14 protein-coding genes are annotated in these 17,406 nt (G+C 66.0%); 8 read left to right on the plus strand and 6 right to left on the minus strand.

Annotated elements, in window-relative coordinates:
• Nucleotides 1-439: 439 nt before the first annotated feature.
• The 4 genes from tilS to cysS form a co-directional block, all read right to left on the minus strand.
• Nucleotides 440-1,870 carry a tRNA lysidine(34) synthetase TilS gene (tilS, locus tag A3CW_RS0113855; protein ID WP_028204106.1) on the minus strand — a complete coding sequence of 477 codons (1,431 nt, stop codon included), beginning with the start codon at nucleotides 1,868-1,870 and terminating at the stop codon, nucleotides 440-442.
• 41 nt (nucleotides 1,871-1,911) lie between these two features.
• Entirely contained in the window at nucleotides 1,912-2,883 is a 972-nt protein-coding gene (locus A3CW_RS0113860) for an acetyl-CoA carboxylase carboxyltransferase subunit alpha (RefSeq protein WP_028204107.1), read from the minus strand.
• A 128-nt stretch (nucleotides 2,884-3,011) separates the two neighbouring features.
• Nucleotides 3,012-3,896 (minus strand): DNA-3-methyladenine glycosylase family protein, encoded by an 885-nt coding sequence (locus A3CW_RS0113865; protein WP_028204108.1) that lies wholly within the window; start codon nucleotides 3,894-3,896, stop codon nucleotides 3,012-3,014.
• Between the two features lie 47 nt (nucleotides 3,897-3,943).
• Nucleotides 3,944-5,341: a cysteine--tRNA ligase gene (cysS, locus tag A3CW_RS0113870; RefSeq protein WP_028204109.1), complete on the minus strand. Its 1,398-nt coding sequence runs from the start codon at nucleotides 5,339-5,341 to the stop codon at nucleotides 3,944-3,946.
• A gap of 274 nt (nucleotides 5,342-5,615) precedes the next feature.
• Here cysS and A3CW_RS0113875 point away from each other — a divergent pair, with 274 nt between their 5' ends.
• The 4 genes from A3CW_RS0113875 (at nucleotide 5,616) to A3CW_RS0113890 (ending at nucleotide 8,455) form a co-directional block, all read left to right on the plus strand.
• Nucleotides 5,616-6,326, plus strand: coding sequence for a tetratricopeptide repeat protein (locus A3CW_RS0113875; RefSeq protein ID WP_028204110.1), 711 nt, complete (start codon nucleotides 5,616-5,618; stop codon nucleotides 6,324-6,326).
• 58 nt (nucleotides 6,327-6,384) lie between these two features.
• Nucleotides 6,385-6,969: a peptidylprolyl isomerase gene (locus A3CW_RS0113880; RefSeq protein ID WP_028204111.1), complete on the plus strand. Its 585-nt coding sequence runs from the start codon at nucleotides 6,385-6,387 to the stop codon at nucleotides 6,967-6,969.
• A 160-nt stretch (nucleotides 6,970-7,129) separates the two neighbouring features.
• The gene (locus A3CW_RS0113885; RefSeq protein ID WP_028204112.1) at nucleotides 7,130-7,624 is read left to right on the plus strand and encodes a peptidylprolyl isomerase; all 495 of its coding nucleotides are present in this window, start codon (nucleotides 7,130-7,132) and stop codon (nucleotides 7,622-7,624) included.
• 33 nt (nucleotides 7,625-7,657) lie between these two features.
• Nucleotides 7,658-8,455, plus strand: a complete 798-nt coding sequence (locus tag A3CW_RS0113890) for a UDP-2,3-diacylglucosamine diphosphatase (protein WP_028204113.1) — start codon at nucleotides 7,658-7,660, stop codon at nucleotides 8,453-8,455.
• A gap of 70 nt (nucleotides 8,456-8,525) precedes the next feature.
• Here the strand turns inward: A3CW_RS0113890 and cysE are convergent, their stop codons facing one another.
• On the minus strand, nucleotides 8,526-9,350 hold the full coding sequence (gene cysE / locus A3CW_RS0113895; RefSeq protein WP_028204114.1) for a serine O-acetyltransferase: 825 nt from the start codon (nucleotides 9,348-9,350) through the stop codon (nucleotides 8,526-8,528).
• Nucleotides 9,351-9,572: 222 nt separating this feature from the next.
• Complete coding sequence (locus A3CW_RS0113905) at nucleotides 9,573-10,379, minus strand: RNA methyltransferase (protein WP_028204115.1); 807 nt, start codon at nucleotides 10,377-10,379, stop codon at nucleotides 9,573-9,575.
• 527 nt (nucleotides 10,380-10,906) lie between these two features.
• Between A3CW_RS0113905 and A3CW_RS0113910 the strand changes: the two genes are divergently transcribed.
• The 4 genes from A3CW_RS0113910 (at nucleotide 10,907) to A3CW_RS46245 (ending at nucleotide 17,404) form a co-directional block, all read left to right on the plus strand.
• Nucleotides 10,907-11,707 (plus strand): inositol monophosphatase family protein, encoded by an 801-nt coding sequence (locus A3CW_RS0113910; protein WP_028204116.1) that lies wholly within the window; start codon nucleotides 10,907-10,909, stop codon nucleotides 11,705-11,707.
• Nucleotides 11,708-11,862: 155 nt separating this feature from the next.
• Nucleotides 11,863-13,161, plus strand: coding sequence for a lysophospholipid transporter LplT (gene lplT / locus A3CW_RS0113920; RefSeq protein ID WP_028204117.1), 1,299 nt, complete (start codon nucleotides 11,863-11,865; stop codon nucleotides 13,159-13,161).
• A gap of 96 nt (nucleotides 13,162-13,257) precedes the next feature.
• Nucleotides 13,258-15,942, plus strand: a complete 2,685-nt coding sequence (gene mutS, locus A3CW_RS0113925) for a DNA mismatch repair protein MutS (protein WP_028204118.1) — start codon at nucleotides 13,258-13,260, stop codon at nucleotides 15,940-15,942.
• 100 nt (nucleotides 15,943-16,042) lie between these two features.
• Nucleotides 16,043-17,404: a hypothetical protein gene (locus A3CW_RS46245; RefSeq protein ID WP_154677936.1), complete on the plus strand. Its 1,362-nt coding sequence runs from the start codon at nucleotides 16,043-16,045 to the stop codon at nucleotides 17,402-17,404.
• The last annotated feature ends 2 nt before the right edge of the window (nucleotides 17,405-17,406 follow it).

The following is a 17,406-nucleotide window of genomic DNA, read 5'->3' on the forward strand; positions in this document are numbered from 1 at the left end:
AAGAACTGGGCCGCCCGGACGCTTGGGGCCACGGCGGCGGCTTCAGCGCGTGCAGCACGCGCGGGTTTTGCCTCAGGGGCGCGAAGGCCGGCGCATCGTATCCATATCGTGCGATACGTATCGATACGCGCTGGTGCCTTGCACTCGCGCCCTGCCCGCATGCCGCTACGACGTCCCTGCAACCGTCGGATACCGCTCGAAGGAAATCGCGCCTTCACGGCGTACGCCATTTTTGACGGCGTTCGTGCATATGCCGCTTTTGACGGCGTCCGTGAACGCGAAAAAGCGGGCTGGACAAACGACTTACACTACCCGATTGACGCCAAAATTACAAGACAGAACAAGCTTGCGGATGCCGAAAAAGGCTTGTGCGGCAAGGATTTGCGGGGGAACGATCGCCATTCCATCGGCGAACTGGACGGTGACTTTGGGCGCGACTTCAGGCGATCAGCCAATCTTCGCGCCATTCGATGCGACGCCAGGCCGCGCCAGGCTCGTCAGGCAGTGCAGCGAAGGCCGACCGGTTCACGCCGATACGGGGCACGAACAGCAAGGTCTCGGCCACAAAGAGCAACGGCACGTCGCGCTCCCATGCGGGCACGCCGCGCGTCTGGAACAGGTTCTTGAGCGTGCGGCTCACGTTTGCGGCTTCGTCGCGCAAGCGCTCGCCGCCGCTGCGCGCGCGCGCGACGAGCGGCGCGCTCGCGAGCACGCGCTCGGGAACGGCGTCGGCGTCGTCGGGGGCGGCGGGCGCGAAAATATAGGTCCCGCGCCATGATGACAAGCGCCAGACTTCCTCTCCGCGCCAGGTCAACGACACCGGCGGGCGCGCATGAGCGGCGCCCTCGCCTGCGCGTTCGTCGCGCGCACGCACGGCTCCCCACGAGACGATGCCGCGATACGAGCGCAAGCGGTGTCCGGCGTGATCGACGCGCAACGCGTGGCCGCTCACGTCATCGCGTGCAACCTCGCGCAACTGCCGCAACATATCCGCAAGCCGCGCAGTCGATGCCGCCGGCAGGCCAAGCGAGCGCATCCAGTAACGGAGCAAGTTGAGCGCGCGCGCATCGTCGAGCGTGAGCAGCGCGGTCTGTGAAAGCGCGTGATCGCCCTCGCGTCCAGCGTCGCGCAAATCGATACGCGCGAGATCGTCGAGCAGACGCTGCGAAGAAGCCGCATGCGCCGCCGTGCGTGCAAGCGCATCGCGATAACCGGGAAAATGGGCCGAGAGCGCCGGCATCACGTCGTGACGCAAGGCGTTGCGCGCGTAGCGCGTGTCGTCATTCGATTCGTCGTCGATCCAGTGCAGGCCGTGCGCGCGCGCATAGCGCTCCAGTTGCGTGCGCAACAACGCGAGCAGCGGGCGCATGCGCACCACGCCATTCACGCTCGCACGTGCGGGCGCCATCGCCGCGAGCCCCGCGAGCCCGGCGCCGCGCAGCAACTGCAACAGCACCGTTTCCGCCTGATCGTCCGCATGCTGCGCGAGCCAGAGCGCCTGCACGCCGTGCGCCGCGCACATCGCGTCCAGCGCGCGGTAGCGGGCGTCGCGGGCAGCCGCCTCGACGCCGGCCGCGTCGTCGCGCGCCAACTCCACACGCCTCGCGTCGAATGTCACGCCATAGGCGCGCGCGGTCGCCTCGCAATGGGCGAGCCATGCGTCGGCATTCGGGCTCAGGCCGTGATGGACATGCAGCGCGACGAGACGGGCCGCCCCGGCCACCCGCACCGCGGCGTCCAGCAGCACGGACGAGTCGAGCCCGCCGCTATACGCGATCGCGATGCGTGCGTCGTCGGCAAGCGTGGAAAGCACAACGCCGAGCGCATCGAGAACGATGCGCCCGGCGTCGGATTCGGGATGGTCGGTCACAGCACGACCGCAGACGTCGAGGAACGTTGACGTCGCGCGCCTTATGCGCCCGGCGTCGTTTCCTTGAACTTGCCGTAGGCCATCAGGCGCTCGAACCGGCGCTGCTTCAGGTCGGCGATGCTCATGCCCTGGAACTGGCGCAGCGAATCGGCGAGCGCGCGGCGCAGCAGCGCGGCCATGCCCTTCGGGTCGCGATGCGCGCCGCCGAGCGGCTCGTTCACGATCTTGTCGATGAGGCCCAGCGCCTTGAGGCGGTGCGCCGTGAGGCCCAGCGCTTCGGCGGCTTCCGGCGCCTTCGCGGCGCTCTTCCAGAGAATCGACGCGCAGCCTTCCGGCGAGATCACCGAGTAGGTCGAGAACTGCAGCATCATGACGGTATCGGCCACGGCCACGGCGAGCGCGCCGCCCGAACCGCCTTCGCCGATGATCGTCGTGATGATCGGCGTCTTGAGTTCGGCCATCACGTAGAGATTGCGGCCGATGGCTTCCGACTGGCCGCGCTCTTCCGCGCCAATGCCCGGGTACGCACCCGGCGTGTCGACGAACGTGAAGATGGGCAGGCCGAATTTTTCGGCGAGGCGCATCAGGCGCTCGGCCTTGCGATAGCCTTCCGGCCGCGGCATGCCGAAGTTGCGCGCGGCGCGCTCCTTCGTGTCACGGCCCTTCTGATGGCCGATCACCATGCAGGCCTGGCCATTGAAGCGCGCGAGGCCGCCGACGACGGAAAGGTCGTCCGCGAACGAGCGGTCGCCATGGAGTTCGTGAAAATCGGTAAACAGCTCGTGCACGTAATCGAGCGTGTACGGACGCTGCGGATGACGCGCGATCTGCGAAACCTGCCACGGGCTCAGGTTCGCATAGAGGTCCTTCGTGAGCTGCTGGCTCTTCTTCGACAGCCGCTCGATTTCTTCCGAAATATCGACGGCCGAATCGTCCTGAACGAAGCGCAGTTCTTCGATCTTCGCTTCCAGTTCAGCGATCGGCTGTTCGAAATCCAGAAACGTGGTCTTCATGTGTGGGAATCCTTCACTTTGCGGCAGCGCGTATTCTAACCGCGCCAGCCCGCGCCGAAATCGGCTAAGAACTATCGATTTCTTCGATCGATAGCATTCTTCTTAGTAACTGACGACTGCCCCGGGCCTCACGACGGCTCGAGGCTGCGCCACATATACCAGGTCGCGACCGTACGCCACGGCTCCCAGTTGGCCGCGACTTCGCGCGCCTCGCTGCGCGTGACCGGCTCGCCACTGAAATAGTTGAGGCTGATCGCGCGGATCAGGCCCAGATCGTCGAGCGGCAGCACATTCGGACGAGCGAGATTGAAGATCAGGAACATCTCGGCGGTCCAGCGGCCAATGCCGCGAATCGCCGTGAGCTCCGCGATCACGTCTTCGTCGTCCATCGACGTCCACTTGCCGACGTGCAGCGCACCCGAGACGAAATGCTGCGCGAGATCGAGGATGTATTCCGTCTTGCGTTTCGAGAGGCCGCACGCCGCGAGCTTTTCGTGACCGAGCTTCAGGAACTGCTGCGGCATGAGCTTCGGACACGCGGCTTCCACACGCTGCCAAAGCGCCTGCGCCGCCGCCGTCGAAATCTGCTGGCCGACCACCGAGCGCGCGAGCGTGACGAACGGATCGTCGCGGCTCAACAAATGCACGGGGCCGAACTTCGGAATCAGCTTCTTGAGAATGCGGTCGCGCTTGACGAGGTCCGCGCAGGCCTTGTCCCAATAGTCGGGACGCTGCACCTCGAACTCGAGATCGCCCAGCGCGTTCGCCGCGGGCTCCACGGCTTCGAGCGCCGCCGGACCATTGGAGAGCGCGGCCTCGATTGCCGCGCCGTCGATCACCTCGTGCGAGCCGGACGCGCCGTTGGTTTTCCCACGCGCCGTCTTCGCAGCCGCCTTTGTCGCTGCCTTGCCGCCCGCTCCGTTGAGCGCACGCTTTGCACCTGCGGGTGCGCCCGCAGTTCCGCCCGTTAGCGACGCAGACCGCCTGGTCTGCGTCTTCGTGGCCGTTGCCATCCTGCCTCCTGCCTCGCGAATCGATCAGTGGAAACTGGACAGCCCGCTTACACGCGGCGCCACTCGGTCAACCCGCCCGGTTTGTCTTCGAGCGCGACACCGGCTTCGAGCAGTTCGGCCCGAATCCGGTCCGCCTCCGCATATTGCTTCGCCTGCTTGGCCGCCGTGCGCGCCGCGATCTTCGCTTCGATCGCTGCCACGTCGAGCGCACCTGCATCTTGTGCGCCCGCGGCCTGTTGCAGGAACACGCGCGGCTCGCGCACGAGCAGCCCGATCACACGTGCGAGGCACTGCAACTGACGCGCGAGCACTGCGTCGCGCGTACGGTTCACCTCGCTCGCGAGTTCGAACAGCGCGGCGATCGCCACCGGCGTGTTGAAGTCGTCGTTCATTGCCGCACGAAAACGCTGCGCGTACGGTTCATTCCAGTCAAGCTCGCCCGCGTCCGGCGTCACGTCCTTCAACGCCGTGTAAAGACGCGTGAGCGCGTTGCGCGCGTCGTCGAGGTGCACGTCGCTGTAATGCAGCGGCGAGCGGTAATGCGCGCGCGCCATGAAGAAGCGCACCACTTCGGCATCGTACTTCGCCAGCACTTCGCGGATCGTGAAGAAGTTGCCGAGCGACTTCGACATCTTCTCGTTGTCGATATTCACGAAGCCGTTATGCATCCACGTATTGACGAACGTCTTGCCGGTCGCGCCTTCGCTCTGTGCAATCTCGTTCTCGTGGTGCGGAAACTGCAGGTCCTGGCCGCCGCCATGAATGTCGAAGTGCTCGCCGAGCAACGTGCAGCCCATGGCCGAGCATTCGATATGCCAGCCCGGACGCCCGCGCCCATACTTCGAGTCCCAGCTCGTGTCGGCCGGCTCTTGCGGTTTTGCCTGTTTCCACAGTACGAAGTCAAGCGGATCCTGCTTGGCATCGTTCGTCGCCACACGTTCGCCCGCGCGCAAGTCTTCGATCGACTTGCCCGAGAGCGCGCCATAGTTCGCGAACTTGCGCACCGCGTAGTTCACGTCGCCGTCCGCACCCTGGTAAGCGTAGCCGTTGCGCTCGAGCTTGCCGATCATGTCGAGCATCTGCGGGATGTACTGCGTCGCGCGCGGCTCATGATCGGGACGCTCGATGCCGAGCGCGTCCGCGTCTTCGTGCAGCGCCGCGATGAAACGGTCGGTAAGCTGCTTGATCGTCTCGCCGTTTTCTACCGCGCGACGAATGATCTTGTCATCGATATCGGTAATGTTGCGCACGTAGGTCACGTTGTAGCCGAGCGCGCGCAGCCAGCGTTGCACGATATCGAACACCACCATCACACGCGCATGCCCGACATGACAATAGTCGTACACCGTCATCCCGCAGACGTACATACGCACGACGCCGGGCTCGAGTGGCACGAAATTTTGCTTGTCACGCGCGAGCGTGTTGTAGATGCGCAGTGATTCCATAAAGGCGATGGATACGTGGGTCGAAAGAAATCCGCGGCGGCGCCGACCGCAGCCAGCGGGTGATGCCCGCATTGCTCAGGCTGCTATCTGTCGGCGTCCGGACTGCAACCAGGTTGCTATCGGGGCGGAGACGACCACGAGTGGCGTTGGAAAGCCCGGCGACTCGCGCAAGCGCCCGAAATGCGAATGAAACGGGCGAGGGACAAAGCGCGCGACGAAAACGCACAGACCTTTTGTTAGAATGGCTCGGAGTATAACACCGCGACCTCACCCTATGAAACCTTCCAGCGGCCGCGCGCCCCGTGCTGCGACCCTTGCCGCGTCGGCTCTCTCGAGCGTCGCGATCGTGCTGTGCAGTGTCGGCATCGCGCATGCCGCGCCACCGGCGACCTCCGACGCGACGCCCGGCGCCGACGCCGCGATCAGCCAGCACGACTGGGCTGGCGCGCTCAGCCAGCTCGACGCACGCATCAAGACGAACCCGCGCGACGTGCAGGCGAAGTTCAAGCGCGCGACCATTCTCGCGCGCCTGAACCGCGACGACGACGCGATCGAGGCGTTCACCGAACTCACGCAGCTCTACCCCGAGTTGCCCGAGCCTTACAACAATCTCGCGGCGCTTTACGCGAAGCATGGCCGCTACGACGAGGCGCGCGTCGCGCTCGAAACTGCGGTGAAGGCGAACCCGTCGTACGGACTCGCGTGGGAAAATCTCGGCGACCTGTATCTGCGTCTGGCCGACGCGTCATACCGCCGCGCGCAAACGCTTGGCCACGCAAGCGGCACCACGCAGCAGCGCCAGGCCGACATCGCGAAGATCATCTCGCCGCCGCCCGCGCAGAAGAAACCGAGCGCCGCGGCGGCAGAAGGCGCATCGGAAGCGAGCCCGTCGGCCGTCGTGCCCGCGCTCAGCAACCCCGCGTACCAGTTCGGCGGCTCGACGGGGTCGCTCGCGATGCCGCCTTTTGTGGCGCCATCGAACTAACACATGGCGCGCAGCCTGCGCGCCGCGACACGTTTTTCCCGCACTTCCGAGGATACTCATGAAATGGTTGATGTTGGCGCTCGGCAGCGCCGCCCTGATCGCGAACGCACCCGCCTTTGCGCAAAACGGCCAGCCGGCCGCCGCGCATCCGCAAGTGCTCTTCAAGACCAGTGAAGGCGACATTCGCGTCGAGCTCTATCCGGAGAAAGCGCCGAAGACCGTCGACAATTTCCTGCAGTACGTGAAGGCTGGCCAGTACAACGGCACAATCTTTCATCGCGTGATTCGCGGCTTCATGATCCAGGGCGGCGGCTACACGCAAAGCTTCGTCGAGAAGCCCACGCGCGCCCCGATCGCGCTCGAGAGCAGGAACGGCCTGAAGAATCTCACGGGCACGATCGCGATGGCGCGCACGAGCGACCCGAATTCGGCCACCGCGCAGTTCTTCATCAACACGGTCGACAACGCCGGCCTCGACTATCCGAACCCGGACGGCAACGGCTATGCCGTGTTCGGCAAGGTCACGCAGGGCATGGACGTCGTGAAGAAGATCGAAGCGGCGCCCACCACCTCGCGCGGCCCGATGGCCGACGTGCCGCAAAAGGAAATCGTGATCGAGTCGGCTACCGTCGTCGGCAAGTAAAAACGCCGGCAACACGCCAGTTAATCATCGACTAACCGGGCGGCAGCGCCGCCCTCCCCCGTCGCACGTCGCGGCGCCGGCACACGCGTTGGGCAACATGCCCCGCCTCTTGCCGATGCAGCGACGTTCACTCCCCCAGCCACAGGCAAAGGATCCCATCATGGTCGAACTGCACACGAACCACGGCGTCATCAAGCTCGAACTGAACGCCGAGAAGGCCCCCAAGACGGTCGCCAACTTCCTCAACTATGTGAAGAGCGGCCACTATGACGGCACGGTGTTTCACCGCGTCATCGACGGGTTCATGATCCAGGGCGGCGGCTTCGACGCCAGCATGAAGCAAAAGCCAACCGAAGCGACGATCGAAAACGAAGCGAACAACGGCCTGAAGAACGAGCGCGGCTCGATCGCCATGGCGCGCACCAACGACCCGCATTCGGCATCGGCACAGTTCTTCATCAACGTCGCCGACAACGACTTCCTGAACCACTCGTCGCCGACGCCGCAAGGCTGGGGCTACGCCGTGTTCGGCAAGGTCGTGGAAGGCCTCGAAGTGGTCGACAAGATCAAGAAGGTCAAGACGGGCTCGAAGGGCTTCCATCAGGACGTGCCGGTTGACGACGTCGTGATCGAGAAGGCTGTCGTCGTCGAATAAGCTTCATACAACTCTCACGCACACCCTTCATCGATGCTGCAGGAAAAGGCTTTACGACACGCTGCCGCGGGCGTGCCCGTCGAGGGCAAGCGCCCGCACGCGGCTCGTCCGTTTCTGTTCATTTCCGATGTGCATCTGAATGAAGGGATTCCGCGCACGGTCGCCGCGTTCGAGCGCTTCATCCGGGTCACGGCCGATCAGGCCGACTCGGTGTTCATACTCGGCGACCTCTTCGAATACTGGATCGGTGACGACATGCTCACCGATGCGTTTCCCGCGCGCATGGCTGCGCTGATGCATACGCTCTCCGAGCGCGGCATCGCGCTCTACATCATGCACGGCAACCGCGACTTTCTGATGGGCAAGCGTTTCATGAAAGCCGCCGGCGCGATCTGGCTGCCCGACCCCATCGCGATCACCGCGTTCGGCACGCGCCTCGCGCTCGCGCACGGCGACGCGTTGTGCACCGACGATCACGGCTATCAGCTCTTTCGCAAGCTCGCGCGCAACCGGCTCGTGCAGCTGCTGTTTCTTGCGTGGCCGTTTCGCTGGCGGCGCGCGATCGCCGAGCGGGCGCGCCGCGCGAGCGAGAGCAAACGCAGCGGCCCGCGTCTGCCGAAGTACGACGTCACGGTCAAAGGCGTCGCGGCGCTCTTCAAGCGCGCGCGCGCGAACACCATCGTGCACGGCCACACGCACCGGCCGGCACGCCACGAGGAGCCCGGCGGCACGCGTTGGGTCTTGCCCGACTGGGATCTCGATCACGGCAAGCCGCGCGGCGGCTATCTGCGCGTGGATGCGGAAGGCTTCAGGGTCTTGCCGCTCGACTGAGGTGCGCCGCTTTTATTGATAGCACCTCGCTTTTGGCGCCTTGCTTTTAGCACCCTCCTGGCGCCACGCCTCAAACGCGCGCAGGCGCCTTCTCTTCTTCACGGCTCGACGCTTCGGCTTGTGGCCCGCCGCATTCCAGCCCCTCGGACAGACGCCGCAATTCGGCGAGCGCCGCATCGGCGCCATGCAGCGCCTCGAGTCGCGCACCGAGCCGCTCGAGCGCGACGACGATCGCGTTGACGCGCTGTGTCTGCGTAGCCGCGTGGTCGATCAGGCCGTGGATCGCGAGCGAAACCGGGTCGTCGGCATTGGGCGTGATGCCATAGGCGCAAAAGCCCTCGCGCGCCGAAGCCGGCTTGGCCTGCACCGGCGCGGTCTTCGCGGGCGCGACGACGCGCGCGGGGTTGCCCACCGCCGTCGCGCCTTCCGGCACCGGCTTGACGACCACGGCGTTCGAGCCGATCTTCGCCCCGGCGCCCACCGTGAAGCCGCCGAGCACCTTTGCGCCCGCACCGACAATCACGCCCGGACCCAGCGTCGGGTGGCGCTTCGCGCCGCGCGTGAGCGACGTGCCGCCGAGCGTCACGCCCTGGTAGATGGTGCAGTCGTCGCCGACCTCGGCCGTCTCGCCGATCACGACGCCCATGCCGTGATCGATGAACACGCGCCTGCCGATGGTCGCGCCCGGATGGATCTCGATGCCCGTCAGAAAACGCGCGATCTGCGAAACGTAGCGCGCTAGCCAGCGGCGCTTCGCGAGCCAGCACGCATGCGCGAAGCGATGCAGCACGAGCGCATGCAGACCCGGATAACAGGTCAAAACCTCCCACGCACTGCGGGCGGCGGGATCGCGCTCGCGGATCGTGGCAATGTCTTCGCGAAGTCTCTTGAACATGGCAGTCACGCTAAAACGGGTGAAACATGGGGAATGGCGGCACGCGCGACGCCGCAGCGTGCGCGCAAGCGGCGCAACGGCTATTGCAGCCGCGCGCATTTGCTTATGAATTTTTAGCTGGTTTTCAGCCGATTGTAGGCGCAAAGCCGATTCGAGGTCGGAAGCCCCCGTCGGCGGCAAGGTTGGACGCCGGCGCGCACGCAGCCGCGCTGGCGCAGAGGATCAGCGGTTCTCGCCCTTGCCGTCGCCTTTGCCCTTGAGCAGCAGGACGTGCTTGGCGATGCCGCGCACGATATTGACCTCCTCGCGCTCGAGCCCCGAGCGGGCGAACAGCCGCCGCAGGCGCGACATCAGCTTCTTCGGATTCGCGGGGTCGAGAAACTCGAGCGCGATGAGCGCGTTCTCGAGGTGGACGTACATGCGCTCGATGTCGTCGCTCGTCGCGAGCGGCGACCCGGCAGCAGGCTGGGCGGCGCCGCCCGCACCGCCAGCCGCCGGCAGCGCGGCGGCGGGTGCGCTTTCCCCGAGGTAAGCGAGGCGCAGTTCGTAGGCGAGCACCTGGACTGCCTGGGCAAGATTGAGCGAGCTATAGGCGGGATTGGCCGGAATATGCGCAAGCGCGCTGCAGCGCTCGACGTCGTCGTTCGACAGCCCCGTGCGCTCGTTGCCGAACACGAGCGCGATATCGCCGCCGTGCACCGCCTGGCGGCAGGCGTCCTGCACCGCCTGGCGCGGCACTGCAGGCGGCGGCCCGTACTCGCGCGTGCGCGCCGTGAGCGCGAGCGACCATTGCACGCCCGCCAGCGCGTCGGCGAGCGTCGGCACGATGTGGGCAGCCGCGAGCACGTCGTCGGCGCCGCTCGCCATGGCCACAGCTTCCGGGTCGCAGTGGACCTGGGGCACGCGCGGCGCCACCAGCACGAGGCGCGAGAATCCCATGGTCTTCAGCGCGCGCGCGGCCGCGCCGACGTTGCCGGGGTGGCTCGGCTCGACGAGCACGAAGCGGGTAGACGTGAAGCCGCCGCGCAGCGGCTCGTGAGCGTCGCCTGAAGCCGGCGCCGTAGCGTGGGAAGTTGCGTGGGAATCAGGTGAATCGGGGTGCGCCAAGATAGTTCTCTAACCGCGAAAAGGATATTGAAATGTCTATGTTAGCGCGCCCAGCGCCGCGGCGATGTCCGCACATGCGCCGCCTGCCGCGCCAGGCCGCCGTGCACCACGGTTGCCCGGGCGGCCAGGCTGACCGAACGCCATCTCCATATAAATCCCGATATCCAGCCCGAGAGAAGCCATGGAGACGCCGATACTCGGGTAAAATGGCGGTTTCGCGCGCGTCGGGCGAATCGTGCAGCCGTGTTGCTGCCCGCCAGGCGCCCGGCAAGTCGCTGACAAACAGCGCCGCCGCGCCCCGCTCTTATCCAATTCGTCTCCGTTGACGGGACAGGTTCCGCAGGTCCGCTCGAGGCCCGCGCCCTGTTCAATCGTTAGACGCTTTTATCTTTTGCACCACCGGCGCGCATCCAGCCTTCGCGAGCGCCGGACAACAAGGATCCTGGCTCATGCATCCCATGCTCAACATCGCTGTCAAGGCCGCGCGCCGCGCCGGACAGATCATCAACCGCGCGTCGCTCGACCTCGACCTCGTGCAGGTCGCGAAGAAGCAGCACAACGATTTCGTCACGGAAGTCGACAAGGCGGCCGAAGCCGCCATCATCGAAACGCTCAAGACCGCCTACCCCGACCACGCCATCCTCGCCGAGGAATCGGGCCAGTCGGATAACGAGTCCGAGTACCAGTGGATCATCGATCCGCTCGACGGCACCACCAACTTCATCCACGGCTTCCAGTACTACTGCGTGTCGATCGCGCTCGCGCACAAGGGCCTCGTCACGCAGGCCGTGGTCTACGACCCGACGCGCAACGATCTCTTCACCGCCTCGCGCGGTCGCGGTGCGTTCCTGAACGACCGCCGCATTCGCGTGGGCCGCCGCGACCGTCTCGCCGACGGCCTGATCGGCACCGGCTTCCCGTTCCGCGAAAAGGACGGCCTCGACAGCTACTGCGAGCTGTTCGCCGCAATGACCAACGCGTGCGCGGGCCTGCGCCGCCCGGGCGCGGCCGCGCTCGATCTGGCCAACGTCGCCGCCGGCCGCATGGACGGCTTCTTCGAGCAGGGCCTCAATCCGTGGGACGTCGCCGCGGGCGGCCTGCTCGTGACGGAAGCCGGCGGTCTGATCGGCAACTACACGGGCGACTCGGACTTCCTGCACATGGGCGAAGTCGTCGCGGGCAACCCGAAGATCTACGCACAGATGGTGCCGATCCTCTCGAAGTACACGCGCGTGCCCAAGGCGGCGTAAGCGCCCATGCGCGTCGCGGTGCACACCTTGTTCCACCGCGACGCGTGGAGCGCGCGCGCCAGGCCACGCCTCGCCCACGCATGCGCATCGAGCGGCTTCGGCCGCTTTTTTGTTTCGCCCGTCGCCCTGCTGCAAGAGGACCACGCACGCATCCGATGAAAAAAGGCTTCTACACGATCATCGCCGCGCAGTTCGTGTCGTCGCTCGCCGACAACGCGCTCCTCATCGCGGCGATTGCGCTGCTCACGGTGATTGCATCGCCCGCCTGGGTGACGCCGCTGCTGCAGATCTTTTTCACGATCTCCTACGTGCTGCTCGCGCCTTTCGTGGGCGCGTTCGCCGACGCCCTCCAAAAGCGCCACGTGATGTTCGTCTCGAACGCGCTCAAGGCGTGCGGCTGTCTGCTGATGATCGCGGGCGTGCATCCGATGATCGCGTATGGCGTGGTCGGCTTCGGCGCGGCGGCCTATTCGCCCGCAAAGTATGGAATCCTGACGGAATTGCTGCCCGCCGAAAAGCTCATCGCCGCCAATGCATGGCTCGAATCGGCCACGGTGCTTTCCACCATCGTCGGCACGATGATGGGCGGCGCACTCGTTTCGACTTACGCCGACCGTTTCGTCGCGCGTCATCCGTTGCCGGTCATCCATTCGGCCGCCGACCTCGCGATGCTCGCCGTGATGATCACGTATGTGTTCGCCGCGCTCATCAACATCGGCATTCCCGACACGGGCGCGCGCTATGAGAACCGGCTCAGGGAGCCAGCGCGTCTCATGGGCGATTTCACGCATAGCTTCAACGTGCTCTGGACCGACAAGCTCGCGCAGATTGCCCTCTGGGTCACGACCCTGATGTGGGGCGCAGCGGTCACGCTCCAACTGCTCGTGCTCAAGTGGGCCGACGCGAATCTCGGACTCTCGCTCTCGAAAGCCGCCGTGATGCAGGGCGTGACGGGACTCGGCATCGCGCTCGGCGCGGGCGCGGCAGCCGCATGGGTGTCGCTGCGCGCCTCGCTGCGCGTACTGCCCGTGGGCGTGCTGTGCGGCGCGGTGGCGATCGGCATGGCGTTCTACAGTAAAGGCCTCTTTCCGCAAGGCGTTGGCGTGCGCTTCGGCACGTTCATCGTGCCCTTCTATCTGCTTTTCGCGTACCCGCTGATGGTGCTGCTCGGCGTGCTCGCCGGTTTTTTCATCGTGCCGATGAACGCCCTGCTGCAGCATCGCGGCGCGACGCTGCTTTCGGCGGGCCACTCGATCGCGGTGCAGAATTTCAACCAGAATCTCGCGGTGCTGCTCATGCTCGGCGCGTATGCGCTGCTGCTCACCGCGAAAGTCCCCGTGCAGTGGATCATCGTCGTGTTCGGCGTATTCGTTTCCACGATGATCTGGCTCGCCATGCGGCACAGTGCGGCAAACGCGCGCACCGTGGACCTGCAGGCGCTGGTCGACGAATGACGGAAGCAGTTGTGACGGCGTTAGCCGAAAGGCTGGCTTTACATGCAATCGGCGCGCGTTAAACTCACGCCCTGAACCCCTAGCAAGACACCGAGGATGGCTACACACATCGCAGGCGCAGCCGAGATCGCGCAACACACTCCCATGATGCAGCAGTACCTGCGCATCAAGGCCGACCATCCGGGCACGCTCGTGTTCTACCGCATGGGCGACTTCTACGAGCTCTTCTTTGAAGACGCCGAGAAGGCCGCGCGCCTGCTCGACCTCACGCTCACGCAGCGCGGGGCCTCGGCGGGCAATCCGATCAAGATGGCGGGCGTGCCGCATCATGCGGTCGAGCAATATCTCGCGAAGCTCGTGAAGCTGGGCGAGTCGGTGGCGATCTGCGAACAGATCGGCGACCCGGCCACCTCCAAGGGTCCCGTCGAGCGCAAGGTCGTGCGCGTGGTGACGCCCGGCACGCTGACCGACGCCGCCCTGCTCTCCGACAAGAACGACGTCTACCTCATGGCCGTTTGCCCCGGCCACAACCGGCGCGGCGTGACCGTCAACGTGGGCCTCGCGTGGCTCAATCTCGCCAGCGGCGCGTTGCGCCTCGCGGAAGTCGCGCCGGAACAGGTCGCCACGGCGTTCGAGCGCATTCGGCCCGCGGAAATCCTCGTCGCGGAAATGCCGGCGGAAACCGCCGCCTGGGCGCCGCCGCCCGGTTCGGGTGCGCTCACGCGCGTGCCGGCCTGGCACTTCGACGTCGGCTCGGGCAAGCAGCGCCTGTGTGACCAGCTCGACGTGGCGAGCCTCGACGGCTTCGGCGCGCAAACGCTCACGAGCGCATGCGGCGCGGCGGGCGCGCTGCTGCTCTACGCGGCGGCCACACAAGGCCAGCAACTGCGCCACGTGCGCAGCCTGAAGGTCGAAGCGGAATCGGAATACATCGGGCTCGATCCGGCTACGCGCCGCAATCTCGAACTCACGGAAACGCTGCGCGGCACCGAATCGCCCACGCTCTGCTCGCTGCTCGACACGTGCAGTACGGCCATGGGCAGCCGCTTGCTGCGCCACTGGCTCCATCACCCGCCGCGCGAAGCCGCGATCGCCCAAATGCGCCAGCAGGCCATCGGCGCATTGCTCGAGGCGCCGCCGCACGCGAGCGTCGAGACGTTGCGCAGCGCCTTGCGCCAGATCGCCGACGTCGAGCGCATTACCGGGCGCCTCGCGCTGCTTTCCGCGCGCCCGCGCGATCTGTCGAGCCTGCGCGACACCTTTGCCGCGCTGCCCGCGCTGCGCGAACAGGTCGCCGCCGCAAGCGGCGCGGCCACGTCGCTCGCGCACATTGCCGAGGCGCTCGAACCGCCCGCCGAGTGCGCGGCGCTCCTGCAACGCGCGGTCGCGCCCGAACCGGCGGCGATGGTGCGCGACGGCGGCGTGATCGCACGCGGCTACGACGCGGATCTCGACGAACTACGCGACATCTCCGAGAACTGTGGCCAGTTCCTGCTCGACCTCGAAACGCGCGAGCGTACCCGTACCGGCATCGGCAATCTGCGCGTCGAATACAACAAGGTGCACGGCTTCTATATCGAAGTCACACGCGGCCAGACCGACAAGGTTCCCGACGACTATCGCCGTCGCCAGACGCTCAAGAACGCCGAGCGCTACATCACGCCGGAACTGAAGACGTTCGAGGACAAGGCGCTCTCGGCGCAGGAACGCGCGCTTTCGCGCGAAAAGGCGCTCTACGACGCGCTGCTGCAATCGCTGCTGCCATTCATTCCCGATTGCCAGCGCGTGGCCGCCGCACTCGCGGAACTCGACCTGCTGGCCGCGTTCGCGGAACGCGCCCGCGCGCTCGACTGGAATGCGCCCACGTTTACCGAAGCGCCCGGCATCGAGATCGAGCAAGGCCGCCATCCCGTGGTCGAAGCACAGGTCGAGCAGTTCATCGCCAACGACTGTCTGCTTTCGGCCGAGCGCAAGCTGCTGCTCATCACCGGCCCGAACATGGGCGGTAAATCGACCTTCATGCGGCAGACCGCGCTCATCGCCTTGCTCGCTTACGTGGGCAGCTACGTGCCGGCAAAACGCGCCAGCTTCGGGCCGATCGACCGCATCTTCACGCGCATCGGCGCCGCCGACGACCTCGCGGGCGGACGTTCGACCTTCATGGTCGAGATGACCGAAGCCGCGGCCATTCTCAACGACGCCACGCCGCAAAGCCTCGTGCTGATGGATGAGATCGGGCGTGGCACGTCGACGTTCGACGGCCTCGCGCTCGCGTGGGCCATCGCGCGGCATCTGCTCGCGCACAACGGTTGCCATACGCTCTTCGCCACGCACTACTTCGAGCTCACGCAGCTGCCGGCCGAATTTGCCCAGGCGGCGAACGTGCATCTTTCGGCCGTCGAGCATGGCCACGGCATCGTCTTCCTACATGCAGTGCAGGAAGGCCCGGCGAACCAGAGCTACGGCCTGCAAGTGGCGCAGCTCGCGGGTGTCCCCGCCGCCGTGATACGCGCCGCGCGCAAGCATCTCGTGCATCTGGAGCAGCAATCGGCGGGGCAGCCCACGCCGCAACTCGACCTGTTCGCCTCCCCCGCCGCCGAGTATGACGACGACGCACCATTCGTGGAAGATCGCGCCGCGCCGGTTGAGGAAGATCTTGGCGCGTCACTCGTTGCACAGCGGCTGCGCGAACTCGATCCGAACGAACTGCGCCCGCGCGACGCGCTCGACCTGTTGTACGAACTGCATGAGCTGGCCACGGCGCCGGACGCCAAACGCTGAGCGTCGCCTCGCGACGCCGCCGCGGCCACCGCAACCGGCAGGCCGCGGCAGTCCCCGCTCGCGCTATCTGAAAATTATGCGCCGTGCGTCGTGCGCGTTGATGCTGGCTTCGTCGCTGGGTTCGCCGCTCGCGGCGTTCGCGCAGGCGCCTCGCTATGCCTTCGCGGTCGTGGCGAACGCGCTCACCTCGCAGTCCGAGGAAGCGTCGGCGCAGCGGCTCATCGACGCCATCGGGCGCGATCCGCAAGTCGCTTTCACGGTCTACGACGGCAATCTCAAAGGCGCACACGAAACTTGTGCCGACCATCTCTACGAGCGCCGTCACGACCTGCTCGATGCGTCACGTGCGCCGCTCGTGTTCGTGCCCGGCGAACGCGACTGGGTCACCTGCGGCATGAACGGCTCGGGCGCCTACGATCCCGCCGAGCGGCTCGACTTCCTGCGCCAGAACTTCTTCTCGGATCCTAACGCGCTCGGCCAAACCCCCTTGACGCTCACGCGCGAGAGCGAAGTCTCGCGCTTCCGGCCGTATCGGGAAAACGTGCGCTGGCAACTCGGCGACACCGTATTTATCGGGCTGAATGTGCCGGACGGCAACAATCACTATCTCAATGCAGGCGGGCGCAATGGCGAGTTCGAAGACCGCGTGATCGCCAACGGCTTCTGGCTCGAACATGCGGCAGAGTATGCGAAGCGCCGCAACGCGCGCGCGATCGTCATCTTCATGCAAGGCAACGCGATGCCCGAGCATTACGAGCGTCCCGACCGCTTCGCGTGGCTGCGCTTTCACCGTGCGCCGCGCGACGGCTATCTCGAGTTGCGCCGCAACCTCGTGAAGCTCGCCGAGATTTTCCGCGGCCAGATCATCATCGTGAATGCCGACGACTCGAAGCTCGCACATGGCTTCACGATCGATCAGCCGCTGCGTAACGACAAGGGCACAAGGATAGAAAACGTTACGCGCATCGCGTTCTCACTGCGCGATCCGCTCACGCAATGGCTGCAGGTGGACGCCGACATGGCGCGCCGCACGCCGCTGCGCGTGAGCGTGCGCGATGTACCGAAACATCTGCCGCTGTTGCCCGCGCAGCCGTCACCGTATACGCCCGGCGCCGGATCGTCGCCCGCGATGCCGGAAATGCCCGAAGTGTCGTCAATGCCGGATGTGACCGAGATTCCCGGCATGCCGCAGTCGCCCGACGTCGCGCCCGTAACGCCTGGCGCATCGGGAACCGCCGTGCCTCCCGGCTTGCCGCCGGCCGGGAACGGCGTGCTGGTGCCGGCGTGGCCCACGCAGGGCGGCCAGAATGGACTCAACGGTCGGAACGATTCGAACGGCCAGAACGGCCTGGATGGTGGAAACGGCGGCGGAAACAGCGGTGGAAACGGCGGCGGCAATGGCCAGCCGCCTGACCAACTGCAGCCGCCCGGCGCACCGGCGTCAGGCGGCTTCGTGCATTGAGC

Source organism: Paraburkholderia nodosa DSM 21604, assembly GCF_000519185.1.
Classification (GTDB): Bacteria; Pseudomonadota; Gammaproteobacteria; order Burkholderiales; family Burkholderiaceae; genus Paraburkholderia; species Paraburkholderia nodosa.

Bases quoted from the DNA above. Each gene is read 5' to 3' on its own strand.
- A3CW_RS0113860 (WP_028204107.1), bottom strand. From the start codon at position 2,883: ATGAAGACCACGTTTCTGGATTTCGAACAGCCGATCGCTGAACTGGAA.
- A3CW_RS0113865 (WP_028204108.1), bottom strand. From the start codon at position 3,896: ATGGCAACGGCCACGAAGACGCAGACCAGGCGGTCTGCGTCGCTAACG.
- cysS (WP_028204109.1), bottom strand. From the start codon at position 5,341: ATGGAATCACTGCGCATCTACAACACGCTCGCGCGTGACAAGCAAAAT.
- A3CW_RS0113875 (WP_028204110.1), top strand. From the start codon at position 5,616: ATGAAACCTTCCAGCGGCCGCGCGCCCCGTGCTGCGACCCTTGCCGCG.
- A3CW_RS0113880 (WP_028204111.1), top strand. From the start codon at position 6,385: ATGAAATGGTTGATGTTGGCGCTCGGCAGCGCCGCCCTGATCGCGAAC.
- A3CW_RS0113885 (WP_028204112.1), top strand. From the start codon at position 7,130: ATGGTCGAACTGCACACGAACCACGGCGTCATCAAGCTCGAACTGAAC.
- A3CW_RS0113890 (WP_028204113.1), top strand. From the start codon at position 7,658: ATGCTGCAGGAAAAGGCTTTACGACACGCTGCCGCGGGCGTGCCCGTC.
- cysE (WP_028204114.1), bottom strand. From the start codon at position 9,350: ATGTTCAAGAGACTTCGCGAAGACATTGCCACGATCCGCGAGCGCGAT.
- A3CW_RS0113910 (WP_028204116.1), top strand. From the start codon at position 10,907: ATGCATCCCATGCTCAACATCGCTGTCAAGGCCGCGCGCCGCGCCGGA.
- lplT (WP_028204117.1), top strand. From the start codon at position 11,863: ATGAAAAAAGGCTTCTACACGATCATCGCCGCGCAGTTCGTGTCGTCG.
- mutS (WP_028204118.1), top strand. From the start codon at position 13,258: ATGGCTACACACATCGCAGGCGCAGCCGAGATCGCGCAACACACTCCC.
- A3CW_RS46245 (WP_154677936.1), top strand. From the start codon at position 16,043: ATGCTGGCTTCGTCGCTGGGTTCGCCGCTCGCGGCGTTCGCGCAGGCG.